Raw genomic sequence first — 16336 nt, 5'->3', positions numbered from 1 at the left:
AGGGGTGTGGAGGCTCGGCAGCGTAGGGGAAGTGGCGCCAGGTTTCCTGGCCGAGGACGCCAATCTCCTGGCAGGACACGCCAGCCTGGGCGCCCGTTCGCGGGCTGCGGGGTCAGCCCGCCTCGGTCTGCTCGCGCCAGACGCGGGGCGTCAAACCCGTCCATCGCTTGAAGGCGCGGTCGAAGGTGCTCAGCTCCGAGTACCCCAATAGGAACGCCACCTCGCTGACGCCGAGCTGGGCGTTGCGCAGGTACTCGAAGGCCAGCTCACGGCGCACCGCGTCGACCTCGTCCTGGAAGGACGTGCCGGCTTCCGTGAGCCGGCGTTGGAGGGTGCGGGGGCTGACGTGGAGTCGCTTCGCCACGTCGCCCATTTGAGGTGCCCCGTCGCTCAGCGAGGAGCGGACGGCGTCGCGCACGTCCCGGACGAAGGGTGGGGCGGGAGGCTCGGCGGGGGGCGGTGGACCGGGCACCTCCGCGGCGCGCTCCAGGACGGAGAGGAGCACGGGGTCGGCGTCCACGATGCGCAGCGCCAGCGTGGCGGCGTCCAGCGTCAGGGCGTTGCGTCCCTCTCCGAACGCCGGGGTGACGCCGAAGTGCTCCACCAGGGGACGGATGTCTGAGGGGGCGGGGTGCGCGAAGGCGACGTCGCGGGGCTTCCACGTGTGCGCGGTGAGCTGTCGCCCGACGTGGACGAAGAGGGCCAGGCCGTACTCGCTGGCGTGGCGGCCGTAGGCCAGGGGCTCGCCGGGGATGCTGTAGATGAAGGTGCCGCTGCCGTCCGGAGCATCCTGGAAGGACGCCTGCCACGTGGGCTCGAGCAGGGCCATGTAGCGCGCCAGGGCGCGGAAGGTGTCCCGCACGGTGGGGGAGGCGCGGGCGATGTACTCGACCAGGCCGTAGTTGCCCCGGGGGACGCGCTGCGCGACGTGGAGCCCGAGGAAGGCGTCGCCCGACAGGGCCTCGGCCGCGTCGAGGAAGGCGTGGAGCGTGGCGAGGGGGAGGGTGACCTCGGGGAGTTCACCGGCGTTGGTGGGCAGGCCGAAGCGCTCCACCAGCGGCGTGGGGTCGTGCCCCGTCGCGCGCAGGTACGCGAGCAGCGGCCCCACGAGCTGGGAACGGACGTCGGCCGGTGGCCGGGATGGGGGCGGCGTCTCCACGGGGGCGTGACGCTAGCAGCGTCGCGGCCCTCGGGCCCATCGTGGGTTACTTCCGGATGATGCCGTAAGAGGTCAGGGCTACTCCTAGCAAGAATGCGGGCCAGAACAGCACCAGGGCCTTCTGGGTGAAGAATCCGAGATCCTCGCTGCATCCGGTGGTGTTCATCCCGCAGGCGAGGGGCACGATGTATCCATAGAAGGTCAGGGCCGCGATCGCGAGCAGTACACCGACGATGATGAGCAGGACTTTCATGCGGTGAGAGATTCCGGGTAGGAAGCGTTCCGTAGTTCGGTCCCTCGCGTTGGGTCAAGACCTGCCCGCCTGAGGGAATGCACGGGGCGCGCGGCGGACCTCCTTCCCATGGGCACAGACACCCGTGGGCACGCTGAGGTGATGCGCGAGCCGTCTGGGATATAGGTCCTGGCATGGACAATCTGGCGCACTCGCTCGTTGGCGCATGGATGGCGGAGGCGGGGCTGAAGCGCACCACGCCGCTGGCCACCGCGACGCTCGTCATCGGTGCCAACCTGCCGGATGTCGATGCGGTCTTCGCCCTTGGAGGCTCGGATGCCTCCCTCTACTGGCGCAGGGGATGGACGCACGGCGTGCTGGCCCTGAGTCTATGGCCCTTCGTGCTCACGGGGTTGATGCTGCTGTGGGACCGGTATGTGCGAAGGCGCAAGCACCCGGACCTTCCGCCGGCGCGCGTCGGGCCGTTGCTGCTGTTGTCCACGCTCTCCGTGCTGAGCCACCCCGCGCTGGACTGGCTCAACACATACGGCGTCCGGCTGCTGATGCCCTTCGATGGCGCGTGGTTCTACGGCGACGCGCTCTTCATCATCGACCCGTGGGTATGGCTGCTCGCGGGGACCTCCGTCATCATGGCGGACGCGCGCACGCGCAAGTCGGCGGCCGGGTGGTGCGTGCTGGGCGCCGCTTCCACCGCGCTCATCATGTTCCCCGTCTTCGTGCCGTGGCCGGCGAAGGTGCTGTGGTGCGTGGGCGTGGCCGCCATCCTCTGGCTGCGGCTGCGTGGAACGCACATTCTCTCCGCGCAGCGGGTGGCCACGGTGTGCGGCGTGGGGCTGGTGCTCTACCTGAGCGCCATCTTCGTCGGTTCGCAGGTGGCGGCGCCGCGCGCGATGGCGTGGCTTCGGGCGCAGAACCTGCCCGTGGAGCGCACCATCGCGGGGCCGCTGCCGGCCAATCCCTTCGTGCGGGACATCATCGCGTTGGGGCCGGACCGCTACCACTTCGTCCGCGCTGACTTCCTGGCGGAGGCCGAGGGCCGCTTCCGCATCAGCGACCCCAGCGCGCCGCGTGAGCCCCAGCCGGGGCCCATCATCGAGGCCGCGTTGTCTGCGCCCCAGATTCGTGGGCTGGCCAACTGGCTGCGGCTCCCCTCGTATCAGGTGGAGGAACAGCCCGACGGCTGGCGCGTCACCATCCGCGATGTCCGCTACTCCCGCATGCAGAGCGGAGGACTGGGCACCGCCGTCGTGGAGCTGGATTCGGCGCTGCGGCCGCTCCGTGTCGAGGCGCAGTAGGTCCGTCTCCGCCGGACTTCAGGTGCGGAGGGGCCCACAGGCATGGCCCGGGCCCTCGAGTTCCACACCGAGAGGGCGGATGGGGCGCCGGACCCAACGCAATTCGATGCCCGGCGCTCCAAGAGGTCATCCGCCTCAGCGCTTCAGTTCGATGCGCACCCACTCGCCCTGGGTGGCACCGGGCAGCACGGTGAGGCCCAGGTTGCGATAGGCGGCCTCCACGTCCTCGCGCTGGTGCGACAGCACGCCCGCGAGCACGAGCCGGTCCTTCGTCTTCGCCACAATCAGGGGCGCCAGCTCGATGAGGGTGTTGGCCAGGATGTTGGCGAGCACCAGGTCGAAGGTGCCCTCCACCTGCGTCAGCTCCTTGCCGGACACCTCGATGTCCGGGGTGCCGTTCTCCGTCTGGTTCTCTTGCGCCAGCTCCACGGAGATGGGGTCATTGTCCGTGGCCACGGTCCGGCCCGCGCCGAGCTTCTTGGCGGCGATGGCCAGCACGCCCGTGCCGGTGCCCACGTCGAGGACGGAGGCCCCCGGGTGCTCGGCCATGTACGCGTCCACGGCGGCGAGGCACAGTGCCGTCGTCGGGTGGTCACCGGTGCCAAAGGCCATCTTCGGTTCGATGATGAGCTGCACGGTGCCCGCCGGGGCATTCGCCTTGTCCCAGGGCGGACCGACCCACAAGCGGCCCACGTGCACGGACTTGATGAGCGACTTCCACTCGTTGCTCCAGTCCTGCTGGGGCTGCTCGTCCAACGTGAGCTTCGCGTCGGGATGGGACTCCTTCACCTCATCGAGGGCGGCCTCGGCGGTGTCGCGCTCGTCGAAGTAGGCAATGACAATGGCCTCGCCAGGGTTCGGTGCGCGCACGCCCGGCATGATGGGCCCTTCGCGATCCCGCACCTCGAGGCCCAGTGCGCCCGACTCGTGGAGGAGGTCCTGTACGGCCTCGGACGCTTCCTCGGGCAACTCCACGGTGAGTGACAGATAGGTCTGGGACATGCGGGCCCTTTAATCCCGTCGTGGCTAGCGTGGAAGCGCCGTGAAACACCTCTTTCGCTGGTGGCCCTGGGTCTGCCTGACTGCCTGCTCCGGTCCGGAAGCGCCGGATGCCTCGGTCTGTCGGGATGTCGTCGTCCGGCTCTGTCAGACGGCGGCCTGTCCCGGCGTGTCGGCGCAGCTCGTCCCGGGGGCGGCGTGTGAGTCCACGCTCCTCCAGCGGACCGGGTGCGAGGACGACGCCTTCTCCTTCTCGGACCCGTCTCGGGAGCGCGTCCTGAAGTGCCGGGAGGCCCTGCTCGGACGGGGGCCCACCACGGCGAACCCTCCGACCTGTTCGGACGCGCGGCGGTTTCTCTCCGAATGCCCGGACGCGGCGGGCTTCTTCTGGGAAGGGCAGCGGCCATGAAGCGTCTGGGCGTGGGGGCGTTGGTGGCGGCGGTGGGGTGCACACCGCTGGACGTGGAGCGGCGCACCGAGCGCGGGCCGCTGATTCGCACCTACTCCCGGGAGACGGCGCTGAACGAGCGCATTCCCTTCGCCACTACACAGGTGCAGTGGCCCCGGCTCACGTTGGCGTTCTCCTCGGCGGACATCTGCCGCGCGGAGGAGCATGGCGAGTACGCGGAGGACGTCATCTCCACGCACCACTCCCGGGGCGCGGCGTCGGCGGTGAGCATGGGGGGCATCTTCACGGTGCTGGGCGGGACGCTGCTGGCGGGACGCACGTGGTTCTCGGATTCACCGAACCGCACCGCCATCGACGCGCAAGGCCGCTACGGCGCGTCCGGCCGGGAGGTGGCCACGGGCTGGGGCCTGGGCCTGCTCATCGTCGGTGTCCCGGCGGTGGTGGCCGGCATCGTCCAACTGAACCAGGGTGGCGAGACGCGGGAGACGCGCAAGGCGGATGAGTTGCTGTCCCTGCGCGAGGTCCCCTGCGAGAAGAAGCCCGTGGACGGCGTGGTGGAGCTGGCGGGCGGCGAAGGGCCGCCACCTCAGCCCAGGCTCACGCTCAACGGAGCCCTGGTGCTGACCGCGGACGAGATTCGCGAACTCTCCTTCGCCGGACTGGCGCTGGATGGGATGCCCGTGACGCTGGAGGAGGCGGACCTCGACCGGCTGGAGACCTTCCGCACCTGCGCCACGCTGTTGGCGTCGCCCGTGGATCCCCAGACACTGGCCGGAGAAGCCCGCACCCAGCCAGACCGGCTGCGCATGAAGCGCGAGCTGGCGCGAGGCTGCGCCCAGCTCCCAGGTGCTCCCGCGCAGCCGCTGCTCGACGCCATCGAAGGCGCCCTCGGGAGCACCGCCCTTTAAGCGGCGGCGCGCGGTCCCGAGGGGCCTGCCTTCACACGGCTACGGCCCGACGATGGTCAGCGCGCTCCGGTCGAAGTCGATGACCTTGCGCGCCACCTCGCGCACGTCCTCCGCCGTCACCGCGGCGACGTGCTCGGCGTAGTGCAGGAAGTTGTCCTGGCCCAGCCCGTAGCAGGCATCCAGCCCCAGCAGCGCCGCGCGGGCGCCGTTGCGCTGCAAGCCAATCTCGTGCGTGCCAATGAGGTGCTGCTTGGCGCGGGCCAGTTCCTCGGCGGGGATGGGCTCGTCGCGCACGCGCCGCAGCTCCTCGCGGATGCCCTCCAGCGCCGCGTCCACCTTCTCCGGGCTGGTGCCCATGTAGACGGCGAAGAAGCCCGGATCCACGCCCTCGGAGGCGAACGCGCTGACGCTGTACGCCATGGAGCGCTTGTCCCGCAGCTCCACGAAGAGCCGGCCGCCCTGGCCGGACAGCACCGTGGAGAGCACCTCCAGCGCGTGCCGCCACGGGTCGCTCACCCGCGCGCCCGGGAAGCCGAGCACCAGGTGCGCCTGCGCCTTGGCCAGCACCTTCTTCTCCTGCCGGGGCCCGTCCATCTGCGGCTCCATCGGCACGACGGGCGGCGGGGCCGCCTTGCCGCGCGGCTTGCCGAAGTACTCGTGGGCCAGCGCCATCACCTCGTCCACCTTCACATCGCCCACCACGCTGAGCGTGAGCTGGGACGGGTCCATGTACGCCGCGTGCCACGCGCGCAGGTCCTCTGGCGTCAGCTTCTCCACCGAGGCGTGCTCACCGGAGGTGGGCATGCGGTACGGGTGCGTGCGGTACAGCGTCTTCCCGAACAGGTCGAAGGCGACGCTGGACGGCTTGTCCTCGCGCGTGAGGATGTCCTGGAGCAGCAGCGTGCGCTCGCGGGTGACCTCGGCCTCGGGGAAGGACGGGTTCAGCAAGCAGTCGGCGACCAGCCGGAACGCCGGCTCGAAGTGGCGCGAGAGGAACTCGCCGCGCAGGCCCACCGAGTTGCGGCCACCCTGTCCACCCAGGCTGCCCGCGTACACGTCGATGAGGTCGGAAATCTCCTCCGCGTCGTGCGTCGGCGTCCCACGCGTGAGGCAGCGGGTGAGCAGGGTGGTGATGCCGTTGTTCTCGGTCGTCTCGTAGCGCAGGCCGCCCTGGAACGCGGCGCGCACGGCGAACAGCGGCACCGCGGGCTCCACGCGCACGACAATCGTCGCGCCCGAAGGCAGCTTCTCCGTGATGATGTCGCTGGGCCCCGTGCCCGAGCCCTTCAGGATGCGCACCGGCGAATCGCTCACGGCCACCTTGCGCGGCTTGCGCTCGGAGGGCGCGGCGGCGGGCTCGCGGCTCACGCTGTCCAGCACCTCGTGCACCTGGGCCTCCGTCAGCGGCGTGCCCTCCGGCAACAGGCCGGTGACGACGGCGCGGTCGAAGCGCAGGTAGCGCTCGGCGGCGGCGCGCAGGTGCTCGGGCGTGAGGTTGCGCACGGCCTCGTAGTAGCGGGCCTCCGCCTCCAGACTGCCCATGCCGGACTGGTAGAAGCCCATCTTCCGGGCCATGCCCTGCACCGTCTCGCGCTGGTACACGGCCTCCGCCTCCACCAGCGCCTTGGCCGTGGCCAGCTCCTCCGCCGTCACCGGCATGGCACGCAGCGTGGCCAGTCCGCGCGCCGTCTCCTCGAGCGCCCGGAGCGCGTTGGCGGGCTGGAGCGTCGCGGACGCGGAGAAGATGCCCGGGTCGGTGGGCGTATAGGCGAAGGTGTGGATGTCGTTGACCAGGTTCAGGCGGCGCTTCACGTCGCGCACCAGCCGGGACGCATCACCCTGGCCGGCGATCATCGCCAGCACGTCCAGCGCGGGCACGTCCGCGTGGTCCGCCTGCGGAATCCCGAAGGCCAGGTGCAGGTAGGCCTCCTTCACCTCATCCGGACGCAGCAGCACGCGCCGTCCCGTGGCCTCGGGCTCCTGGGCGCGCGCCACCCGGCCGTCATATGGGCGACCCCAGTCGCCGCCGAAGATGTCCTCCACCCACTCGCGCAGCTCGGGCTCGCGCAGGTCGCCGGCCACCGACAGCACCAGGTTCTTGGGGGTGTAGTGGCGGTGGTAGAACTCCAGGACCTTCTCGCGCGTGAAGCTGCGCACGCTGGCGTCGGTGCCGATGACGGGCAGCCGGTAGGGGTGCGTCTGGTACGCGGTGGAGAACAAGTCCCGCGAGGCGCGGCGGGAGGGCGTGTCCTGGCTGCGCTTGATTTCCTCGCAGACCACCTCGATTTCGCGGGACAGCTCCCCCGCGTCGAACGCGGAGCGGCGCACCGCATCGCCCAGGATGTCCAGGCCCATGCGCGCGAACTGGCTGGCGATGACGATGTGGTAGACCGTCTGATCGTAGGAGGTCCAGGCGTTGATTTCACCGCCATGGGATTCCACGTCGCGGGCGACCTCCCCGGGGCCCCGGCGCTCGGTGCCCTTGAAGAGCATGTGCTCGTGCAGGTGGGCCAGTCCCGCCTGGTCCGGCCGCTCATCGGCGCTCCCAGCCTTGACCCAGACCTGGAAGGCCGCGACCTTGGCGGCGTGCTGCTCCTCGAAGACAACGGTGAGCCCGTTGGATAGCGCGTAGCGGATGGCCATAGAGAACGTCCGAAGCTGTCACTCGCCCACCCAGAGGGCAAGGCGAGGTGTGATGTTTTCCCTCACTGGCTAACGCCCGGGAGCCTCGGCGTCGAGGAGACTGTACGGCTGCCGTCTGACCGGATGGATGGACTTCGGACGCACTCCTGCCCACGCGTCTCTGGTGGTGCGAGCGTCCGGGGGGTAACCTGCGCTCGCCCATGCCGTCACCTCCGGAAGAGGTGGATCCGCTCGCGGACCTGCGCGACAGCCTGGACCTGGAAGACACCGGAGTCACCGCGGCCCCCACCGCTCCCGCTCCCGTGGCATCCAGGCCCTTGCCGAAGCCACCGCCCTCGGCCCCACCGCCCGCCGCACCGCCTCCGTTGCCGCGCCGTCCGGCCGCCCCCCTGGCCGCCGTGCCCAAGGCCCCTGGTGTGCCCGCGACCCCGAAGGCGCCCGCGTCCGCCGCCACGCCCGTCCCGGTGGCCCGCACCGCCCGCACGCCGGGGAATGATCCATTCGGCGAGCCGCCCGAAATCCGCATGCCCATGGGGGGCTCCCCCGAGGACAAGCTGGAGTACTTCCGGGCCGTGGTCCGCCAGAAGACGGAGACGCTGGCCCGGGCCCGGACGCTGTACGCGGAGCGCGACGGCGAGCTCAACGGCGTGAAGCAGTCGCTGACGCTGGCCCGCAAGGACCTGGCCGAGTCCAAGGCCCGCGTGTCCGCCTTCGAGGAGACACTGGCCCGTGAGTCCGCGGAGTCCAAGGCGCGGCTGGCGGCCCTCCAGGAGGAGCTGACCGCGGTCGAGGCGGACCGCAAGGACCTGTCGCGCGCGCTGGCCGAGGTCGAATCCGACGTCCCGCGCTTCGCCGCGGAGCTCCAGGAGGAGCGCGAGGCCCGCGGCGCGGTGGCCGAGGAGCTGATTGGCGCCAAGGAGGCGCTGTCGCTGGCGCAGGACCGCGTGGGCGAGCTGGCCGCGGAGAAGTCCGAGGCGCAGGGCGCGTTGGAGGCCGTCCAGGAGCAGTACCAGCAGGCCATCGAGGACGTGGAGCGGCTGACCTCGGAGCTGGAGGCGGCCACGGCGGAGAAGGACTCGCTGGGCTTGCGCACCGGGCAGCTCGAGGCCGCGCTGAAGGAGGCCCAGTCCGGGCTGAGCGCGCTGGAGAGCGAGAGCGACTGGTCGAAGAGCTCGCTGGAGGAGGCGCAGGGCCGCGCGGGGACGCTGGAGGCCGAGCGCGACGAGGCCCGCAAGCAACTGCTGGTGGTGGAAGACGGCCTGCACACCCTGCAGGAGCAGGTGGCGGAGCTGGAGCGCGCGCTGGCGCTGAAGGACGCCGAAATCGTGGGCCTGCGCGCGGCGCTCACCGCGCGCACCACGGAGGCCGCCGAGCTGCCCGTGCTGCGGCAGGCGCTGGAGTCGCGCACCGCGGAGCTGGCGCAGCTCAAGGCGAAGCTGGAGGCGGAGGCCGCGAAGGCGGCGGAGCGCTCGCAGGCGCTGGAAGAGGGACTGGCGCAGGCCAGTGAGCGGGCGCAGCTCGCGGAGGGCGAGGCCGCCGCGCTGAAGGAGTCGCTGGAGGCCGCCGAGGTGGAGCAGGTGTCGCTGCGGGACCGCATGGAAGCGGACGCGGCGGCGCTGGGCGAGGCGGTGCAGCAGGCCGAGACGAAGGTGACCGAGCTGACGGCGGCGGTGGAGGCCGCCCACGCCGGTCATGAGACCTTCAAGGAGCAGCTCGCCGCGGTGGAGCTGAAGGCGGCCACCAAGGACGCCGAGCGCGTGGGGCTGTCCGCGCGTGTCTCCATGTTGGAGGCGGCGTCCGGACAGCGCGAGGCGGAGCTGGCGCGGCTGCAGGCGGAGGTGGCCAAGGCCCAGGACGCGCTCTCGCTGGAGCGGGCACGGCGTGAGGCCGCGGAGGCCGAGCGCACCGACGCGGAAGTGAAGGCGGCCCAGGCCGAGGCGCAGATTGAGTCGCTGACGGTGGGGCAGGGCGGGGCGGAGGCCCAGGTGGTCGCGCTCACCGAGGAACTCGATGCCGCGCGGGCCGAGGCCGACAAGGCGGAGCGGCTCCAAGGCCGGCTGAAGATGATGGAAGGCGCGCTGGAGGCCGCGAAGGCCCAGGCCGCGGCGGCGGGCAAGTCCGACGCGGCGCGCGCGGCGGTGGAGGCGAGGCTGGCGAAGGCGGAAGCCTCGCTGAAGGCGGGCGAGGAGAATCTCGCGAAGTCGGAGGCGGCGCTGAAGGCCGAGCGCGAGAAGCTGGCGAAGGCGGAAGCCGCGCTGAAGGCCGAGCAGGACGCGAAGCAGGCGCCCGTATCCCCATCCGCCCAGCAGGCCCCGGCCGCCGCACAGGCGCCCGCCGACTGGGAAGCGGAGCGCGACCAGCTCAAGGAGGACGCGGCGAACCTCAAGCGGAAGCTGGTGGCGGCCGAGGCAGCGCTCGAGAACGCGGCGGGTTACAAGGCGAAGATTGCCCGCCTGGAGGCGCAATTGAAGGGCAAGAGGTAGAGGTTTCCCTTCATGTCTTTCGACGCGCCAGTGGACATCCTCACGGGAATGCCGGCGGCCCGCTTCGGGCTGTATCTGCACTTCCCGTATTGCCTCGCGAAGTGCCCGTACTGCGACTTCGCGGTGGCGGTGGCGCGGCAGGTGCCGGAGGAGCGCTACGCCCGCGCGGTGCTGGCGGAGCTGGATGCCCGGCTGGTCGCTGACCCGGCGCTGGCCCGGAAGCCGCTCGATTCCATCTTCCTTGGTGGGGGCACGCCGTCCCTGTGGCACCCGCGCTACGTGGCCCAGGTGCTGGATGGCATCGCCGCGCGGCTTCGCGTGACGCCGGGCGTGGAGGTCTCGCTGGAGGGCAACCCCGAGCGCGCGGACGCGGAGCGCTTCGCGGGCTACCGCTCCGCGGGCGTGAACCGGCTGTCCCTGGGCGTGCAGTCCTTCCAGCCGGAGACGTTGAAGGCCCTGGGGCGAGCGCACGACGCGGCCATGGTGGAAGAGGCGGTGCGCGCGGCGCGGACCGCGGACTTCCCGGCGGTGGCCATGGACTTCATCTACGGCGTGCACGGGCAGACGGTGGCGCAGGTGGAGGCGGACGCGCGCCGGGCCGTGGCGCTGGCGCCGGAGCACCTGTCCACCTACGCGCTGACGGTGGAGCGCGACGTGCTGGCGGAGGACACGCCGCTGTCGAAGCGCCTCAAGCGCGGCGAGCTGGAGCTGCCCCCCGACGACACCGTGGTCGACATGGCGCGGGTGGTGCGCGAGGTCTACGGCGCGGCGGGCCTGCACCGCTACGAGGTCTCCAACCACGCGCGGCCGGGCTTCAGCTCGCGCCACAACGCGCTGTACTGGACGGGCGGAGAGTACCTGGCGCTCGGCGTGGGGGCCACGGGGATGCTGCTGTCACCCGAGCCGCACCGGTACGTGAATCTGCGCAGCGCGGAGCGCTACCTCGTGGAAGTGGAGGCGGGCCGCTTGCCGGAGGACGGGCGCGAGGCGTTGGGCCCGGAGGAACTCTTCGCGGAGCGGCTGGCCATGGGCCTGCGGCTGGTGTCCGGCGTGGATTGGGAAGCGGTGTGTGAGCGGTATGGCCAACCGGTGGCGCCTCGGAGGGCGGAGGTCGCGCGGCTGGTGGAGCACGGCTTCGCGACGCTGCGGGACGGGCGTCTGGCATTGACGGAGAAGGGGGCGGACGTCCACAGCGCGGTGTGCGCGCGGCTCCTGTAGGACGTCCCCCGCCAGAGTGGATTCGAGAGGCGTATGAGCAAGTGGATTCTGTGGGTGTTCCTCACGCTGCTGACGGGCAGCCCGTTCCTGTCGCTGGGCCTGATTCTCATCCTCGTCATGGTGGCGGACCGCTTCACGTGGCAGGTGCTGCCCAGCCCGGTGCGGCTCCTCAAGCGCTTCCAGCGCGCCGGTGAGCTGGCGGGGACCATCCTCACCAACCCGCATGAGCGGCGGGCACGCCACGAACTGGCGGACATCCGCGTGGAGCAGCGCCGCTACGCCGAGGCGGTGGACATCCTCCACCCCAACCTGGAGGCGGGCGACGACGACGTGGACACGTTGTACCTGCTCGGCGTGGCATACCTGGGCGCGGGCGACGCGCAGCGCGGCGAGCTGCTCCTGGATGAAGCGGAGAAGCTGGACTCGGGGCACAAGCTGGGCGCCATCCATTTGGAGCGGGGCCGCTTCCGGCTGAAGCGCGGCGACGTGGCGGGCGCGGTGGAGGCGCTGGAGCGCTACTGCCAGGCGCGGCACGGCACGGTGGAAGGTCGGTATCTGCTGGCGAAGGCCCTGTCCCTGTCGGGCAAGAGCGCCGAAGCGAAGCAGATGCGGGACCTCGCCTGGCAGGAGTACGTGGCGTCTCCCCGCTTCCATCGCCGCCGCGAGCGCAAGTGGGCCTGGCGTGCCCGTCCGAGCCGTCCGTTGATGTACGCCGCGGCCGTGGCCCTGGTGTTGGGCACGCTGGCGTCCGTGTTGCCCCGGTTCGGAATGACCCCGGAGCCAAGCTACGGCGGTCGCTACCGCCACCGTCATGACGTGCAGGGTGCGCCGCACAATGCAACGGGGATGGAGGAGTACCTGGGCGAGTAGCTAGTCTTCGCTCCATGTTCTCCACGTCGTCGCAGGTCCTCCGCCAGCGAGAGGGAATGCTGGCCGATACGCCGTTCCCCCTGCTGCTGCATGCGTTGATGCGGGAGGAGCGCACCTGCACGTTGGAGTTGAAGGTCCGCCAGCGCGAGAAGCGCATCGTCTTCGAGGACGGTGCGCCCGTGGCGTGTCAGTCCAACCTCCTCCACGAGACGCTGGGCAAGTACCTGGTGGAGAAGGGGAAGCTGTCGGAGACGGACTACCAGAAGGCGCTGGCGGAGAGCATCTCCGCCGAGGTGCCGCTCAGTGGCCTGTTGGTGCAGAAGGGCCTCATCAGCCCCTTTGACTTGTACAAGCAATTGCAGGCGAACCTGGCGCACAAGCTGCTCGACTGCTTCCGCTGGGTGGACGCGAAGTACCGGCTCATCGCCGACGTGGAGCCCCCGGACGCCAGCGTGCGGACCAACACGGGCCAGCTCATCCTCACCGGCGTGGCCAGCGTGATGCCTTTCGACGCGGTGGCCACGCACTTCACCTTCACGGATGAGCGGCGCTTCGGGCAGATGCCGGGCGTGGAGGCGGGGCTGAAGCTGTCGTCGAAGGACGCGCGCTTGTTCCAGGCGCTGCGGCAGCGGCCCACCTTCGGTGAGCTGCTGGAGCGCACCGGCTTCGACACGGAGGTGGTGCTCCGGCGCTTGTATGCGCTGTGCCTGCTGGAGGTCGCGGGCTTCGAGGAGGACGTGGACGCGAAGGCGGCGTCGCTCAGCGCGGCGAAGGCCGCGGTGCCCGCCGTCGCACACGCCCCCGAGCCCGTCGCGCCGCCGGTGGTCCAGGCGCAGCCCCAGGGCACGCCGTTCTCCGACGAGGACGAGGCCACGCGCAATGCGTTGGTGAGCGCCTTCATGTCGCACCGGAGCAAGGACCCCTTCGCGCTGCTGGAGGTGCCCGAAGACGTGCAGCCCGTGCCGCTGCGCAAGGCCTTCCTGGGCTGCGCGGACCGGCTCTCCCCCCTGCGCTTCCATTCGCCGGAGCTGCGCGAGAAGGCGGAGGTCCTGCTGGCGGCGTATGCGAAGGCCTTTGGCGCGTTGTCGGACGCGGAGCAGAACCTGCTGTGGCGCAAGCGGCGCGCGGCGCTGCGGGAGAAGGACCGGGGGACGCGGCCCACCACGGCCGAGCAGTTCCGCATCCGCACCGACCTGCTGGACGCGACCACGCAGTTCGACGAAGCGAAGCGCCGGCTGGCCGCGCGCCACTTCGCGGGGGCCTTCGAGTACTTCGAATACGCCTGCGACATCGACCCGAAGCCGCTCTACCAGGCCTACCGCGCCTATGCGCGCTACCTGATGAAGCCGGAGTCCCACGGGCGACTGGCGCAGCAGGAGCTCCAGGAAGTGCTGCGGCAGGAGCCCGCGCTGGAAGAGGGCTGGGCCTTCCTGGGGGAAGTGGCCCAGGGAGAGGGGCAGTGGCCTCAGGCGGAGGACGCCTTCCGCAAGGCCTTCAAGCTGAACCCGAAGAACCGCCGCTACGTCGAACTCATCCAGGAAATCGTCCGGCGAAGGTAGACAGCCGCCCGTCTGTCTGCCTGCCTTTGTGCGCGTGTCTGATGTTGGGTTTGGCGCCCTTCACGTGCCTGCGGGGTGGCGTCTGTCTGGTGAATGACAGTGGATGCTTGTAATTGCAGTCCGGGCGTGGATGGGGTTTTCCCTTTTACGGGGACTGCTGGGTAGTCTTTGGTCGCATGAGCAGCCTTCGTGCGAGGAGTCAGTCAGGCCAGGCGGCCGTCGAGGCTGCCATTGTCCTGCCCCTGTTTGTCTTTCTGATCCTGGGCATCCTCCAGCTCGGACTGATGCACCAGGCGCGGCTGCTGACCAAGTACGCGGCCTACAAGGCCGTGCGGGCCGGGGCGCTGAACAGCGCGAAGATGGATGAGATGGAGAAGGCCGCGCTCGCGGTGCTTCTCCCCCTGCTGAGCGTGCCGAGCAGTGGCTCGGCGACCCTGGCCCACATCCCCCCGGTGGGCAGCGCCTCGGAGTTCCAGCGGAAGTGGCAGGACCTGCAGGGCAACCGGATTCCCAACACCTCGCTCAAGCATGTGGAGGTCACCGTCTGTGGCCCCACGCGCGGCGACGTCGGTGGTAGCGGCCCGGAGCTGGACTTCGATGACCCCCGGAACACCGCGCCCAGCAGTTGGCAGGACAGCCAGCGCACGAAGCTGCGCGTCCAGGTGACCTTCAACTACCGGATGATCATCCCCTTCGCGGATTGGGTCATCTACCAGGCCGCGCGCAATCGCGATGTTCCGCAACTGATGCGCATGCGGGGCAAGACGCCCCCGCAGGAGGTCCGTGACGAGGACAAGGACCGGTCGGAGGCCCGGTTGGAAGAGGCCGCAGGCCGGCGCATCTACGTCGCCCCCATTCGCGCCACCTACACCATGCGGATGCAGTCGAATTTCTTCCTCAACCGCGCAGCCCTCCCAGGGAGCAACGAATGCGTCTTCCCATTCGCCTACTAACCCTCAAGTCACGGAGACGCGCGCAGCGTGGACAGGCCATCATCCTGGGCTCGCTGTCGTTCCTGGTGCTCGCGCTGATGGTGACGCTGAGCTTCAACCTCGGCCATGCGCTGCGCCAGAAGATGGGCTTGCAGCAGCACAGTGACGCGCTGGCCTACTCCATGGCCGTCCTGGAGGCGCGGGCGCTCAATTACTATGCGGTCAGCAACCGCGCCATCGCCGCTTCCTATGTGGCAATGAATAGCGTCCATGCGTACATGGCGGCGGCGAGCGTGACGGGGCAGATGATGCGGGCCTCGCAAAAGAACTTCAACGACATCGCGACGATAGAGGCTGCATTGTGCGCCTCCTGCAAGACCTGCTTCATCCATTGCATCCATGCGCTGGAGGCGCGGCAGATCGCCGGCAAGTTCAGCAGGGCGGGGCGCGACTACGACCAGAAGGTCCGAGGCCTTGAAAGCAACTTCAACTCCGCCGTGCGAGGACTGGACGTCATGGTGGACAACCTCCATGCCTCCCAGCGCACGCTCCATACGCGGACGCGCCAGGCTGTGCAGGATGGCCGGAACTCTGGGCTGGACCAACTGACGCGGTTCAGCGCGCCGGACGCGAGCAACCTGTCGGACGCGGTCGGAGGGCTCAACGCGAACGAGTTCGACTGCGCCGTGGATGGGATGGAGTGCAGGGGCAGCGTCGCGAGTTCCTCCACGGAGGCCCGCGCCAAGGTCATGACGGAAATCGCCAATGCCACGCGTTCAGGCTGGCCCGCGAGCCGGAAGCACAAGAAGGGCTTTGGTATCAGCGTCCAGCGGCCCAACTACCTGCACAGCCAGTTCTTTCGAGAGCTGCGCGACATCCCCAATCGGGGCACGTACCTCGTGACCTCTCATCAGGGGACGGCGAAGACCGTCGATGACGAGGGGTCCATCGACTCACCAGGGCAGCGGGACCAGAACCCAGGGCGCGCCAGCGCGGCGCAGGAAGAAGGCACCATCTTTCATCAGTGGCGTCATGGCGTCGGGACGAATGACTACACCTCCAGGGTCTGGAGTGATTGCAACGGAGGAGGGCACGACCCCAATGGCGCGCACTCCGGTTCGCACACCTTCCAGGGCGTCAACGCCAACTCGTTCGCGAGCTGTGCCCGGACCGGTAACTGCTTCATGAAGTTCCGCGCCAACCCGTCATCCGCCCGGGACTGGGGGCAGCCTCGCGTGTACAGCTCCCTCACCCGGCCACTCCGGATGGGCGACCCCTCACGCGCACCTTGGGAACTCAACGCCTCCGCGCAAATCCGCATCGGCCACGGTGAGCAGGGCGAGGCGTCTCTGTCCCTCGCGGCGCAGGAGGGCACGGTGGTGTCGAAGGCGCTCGTCTACTACCACCGCTTCGGTCCGAATGGCTGGCGGGAGGCCCCCACGCTCTTCAGTCCCTACTGGCGCGCGAAGTTGCACCCCATCTCCAGCGAGGAAGCGGCGGAGGTGCTCGATGCGGCGGGCAATTCGGATGGCGCCCGTCTGGCGAGGGTCCCGGGGGTGTCGCTGTGAGGCGCGCGCGGGTTCGGGGCGCCGCGGCGGTGGAGATGGC

At 70.1% G+C, this 16336-nt stretch carries 13 protein-coding genes; 9 read left to right on the top strand and 4 right to left on the bottom strand.

The window, feature by feature from the left end:
• Positions 1–112 precede the first annotated feature (112 nt).
• On the bottom strand, positions 113–1159 hold the full coding sequence (locus A176_RS28250) for an AraC family transcriptional regulator (RefSeq protein WP_044889324.1): 1047 nt from the start codon (positions 1157–1159) through the stop codon (positions 113–115).
• Positions 1160–1205: 46 nt separating this feature from the next.
• Positions 1206–1412: a hypothetical protein gene (locus tag A176_RS28245; protein WP_002635195.1), complete on the bottom strand. Its 207-nt coding sequence runs from the start codon at positions 1410–1412 to the stop codon at positions 1206–1208.
• Positions 1413–1585: 173 nt separating this feature from the next.
• On the opposite strand from A176_RS28245, the gene A176_RS28240 reads away from it, so the two are divergent.
• Positions 1586–2707, top strand: coding sequence for a metal-dependent hydrolase (locus A176_RS28240; protein WP_002635196.1), 1122 nt, complete (start codon positions 1586–1588; stop codon positions 2705–2707).
• Between the two features lie 135 nt (positions 2708–2842).
• Here A176_RS28240 and A176_RS28235 read toward each other — a convergent pair whose 3' ends face one another.
• Positions 2843–3709 (bottom strand): 50S ribosomal protein L11 methyltransferase, encoded by an 867-nt coding sequence (locus tag A176_RS28235; protein WP_002635197.1) that lies wholly within the window; start codon positions 3707–3709, stop codon positions 2843–2845.
• Positions 3710–3749: 40 nt separating this feature from the next.
• On the opposite strand from A176_RS28235, the gene A176_RS40270 reads away from it, so the two are divergent.
• Complete coding sequence (locus A176_RS40270; RefSeq protein WP_021781007.1) at positions 3750–4115, top strand: hypothetical protein; 366 nt, start codon at positions 3750–3752, stop codon at positions 4113–4115.
• Positions 4112–5023 carry a hypothetical protein gene (locus A176_RS28230; RefSeq protein WP_002635199.1) on the top strand — a complete coding sequence of 304 codons (912 nt, stop codon included), beginning with the start codon at positions 4112–4114 and terminating at the stop codon, positions 5021–5023. Before A176_RS40270 ends, A176_RS28230 begins: the two co-directional genes overlap by 4 nt.
• A 39-nt stretch (positions 5024–5062) precedes the next feature.
• Here A176_RS28230 and A176_RS28225 read toward each other — a convergent pair whose 3' ends face one another.
• The gene (locus tag A176_RS28225) at positions 5063–7666 is read right to left on the bottom strand and encodes a M16 family metallopeptidase (RefSeq protein ID WP_002635200.1); all 2604 of its coding nucleotides are present in this window, start codon (positions 7664–7666) and stop codon (positions 5063–5065) included.
• Positions 7667–7866: 200 nt separating this feature from the next.
• Here A176_RS28225 and A176_RS28220 point away from each other — a divergent pair, with 200 nt between their 5' ends.
• The 6 genes from A176_RS28220 (at position 7867) to A176_RS28195 (ending at position 16296) form a co-directional block, all read left to right on the top strand.
• Positions 7867–10149 (top strand): coiled-coil domain-containing protein, encoded by a 2283-nt coding sequence (locus A176_RS28220; RefSeq protein ID WP_002635201.1) that lies wholly within the window; start codon positions 7867–7869, stop codon positions 10147–10149.
• A gap of 12 nt (positions 10150–10161) precedes the next feature.
• Entirely contained in the window at positions 10162–11367 is a 1206-nt protein-coding gene (gene hemW / locus A176_RS28215; RefSeq protein ID WP_002635202.1) for a radical SAM family heme chaperone HemW, read from the top strand.
• A 33-nt stretch (positions 11368–11400) separates the two neighbouring features.
• Positions 11401–12237, top strand: coding sequence for a tetratricopeptide repeat protein (locus A176_RS28210; protein ID WP_002635203.1), 837 nt, complete (start codon positions 11401–11403; stop codon positions 12235–12237).
• 14 nt (positions 12238–12251) lie between these two features.
• Positions 12252–13796 (top strand): DUF4388 domain-containing protein, encoded by a 1545-nt coding sequence (locus A176_RS28205; RefSeq protein ID WP_002635204.1) that lies wholly within the window; start codon positions 12252–12254, stop codon positions 13794–13796.
• Between the two features lie 176 nt (positions 13797–13972).
• A complete protein-coding gene (locus tag A176_RS28200; RefSeq protein ID WP_002635205.1) occupies positions 13973–14749 on the top strand; it encodes a TadE/TadG family type IV pilus assembly protein in 777 nt (258 codons plus the stop codon).
• The gene (locus tag A176_RS28195; protein ID WP_002635206.1) at positions 14725–16296 is read left to right on the top strand and encodes a TadE/TadG family type IV pilus assembly protein; all 1572 of its coding nucleotides are present in this window, start codon (positions 14725–14727) and stop codon (positions 16294–16296) included. Before A176_RS28200 ends, A176_RS28195 begins: the two co-directional genes overlap by 25 nt.
• Positions 16297–16336: the final 40 nt, after the last annotated feature.

This window comes from Myxococcus hansupus, from assembly GCF_000280925.3.
Taxonomy (GTDB): Bacteria; Myxococcota; Myxococcia; order Myxococcales; family Myxococcaceae; genus Myxococcus; species Myxococcus hansupus.
Note: the sequence above shows the minus strand (reverse complement) of the source record. Positions and strands in the feature narration are given on the sequence as shown.

Bases quoted from the DNA above. Each gene is read 5' to 3' on its own strand.
- A176_RS28245 (WP_002635195.1), bottom strand. From the start codon at position 1,412: ATGAAAGTCCTGCTCATCATCGTCGGTGTACTGCTCGCGATCGCGGCC.
- A176_RS28200 (WP_002635205.1), top strand. From the start codon at position 13,973: ATGAGCAGCCTTCGTGCGAGGAGTCAGTCAGGCCAGGCGGCCGTCGAG.
- A176_RS28240 (WP_002635196.1), top strand. From the start codon at position 1,586: ATGGACAATCTGGCGCACTCGCTCGTTGGCGCATGGATGGCGGAGGCG.
- A176_RS28230 (WP_002635199.1), top strand. From the start codon at position 4,112: ATGAAGCGTCTGGGCGTGGGGGCGTTGGTGGCGGCGGTGGGGTGCACA.
- hemW (WP_002635202.1), top strand. From the start codon at position 10,162: ATGTCTTTCGACGCGCCAGTGGACATCCTCACGGGAATGCCGGCGGCC.
- A176_RS28205 (WP_002635204.1), top strand. From the start codon at position 12,252: ATGTTCTCCACGTCGTCGCAGGTCCTCCGCCAGCGAGAGGGAATGCTG.
- A176_RS28225 (WP_002635200.1), bottom strand. From the start codon at position 7,666: ATGGCCATCCGCTACGCGCTATCCAACGGGCTCACCGTTGTCTTCGAG.
- A176_RS28210 (WP_002635203.1), top strand. From the start codon at position 11,401: ATGAGCAAGTGGATTCTGTGGGTGTTCCTCACGCTGCTGACGGGCAGC.
- A176_RS28235 (WP_002635197.1), bottom strand. From the start codon at position 3,709: ATGTCCCAGACCTATCTGTCACTCACCGTGGAGTTGCCCGAGGAAGCG.
- A176_RS28195 (WP_002635206.1), top strand. From the start codon at position 14,725: ATGCGTCTTCCCATTCGCCTACTAACCCTCAAGTCACGGAGACGCGCG.
- A176_RS28220 (WP_002635201.1), top strand. From the start codon at position 7,867: ATGCCGTCACCTCCGGAAGAGGTGGATCCGCTCGCGGACCTGCGCGAC.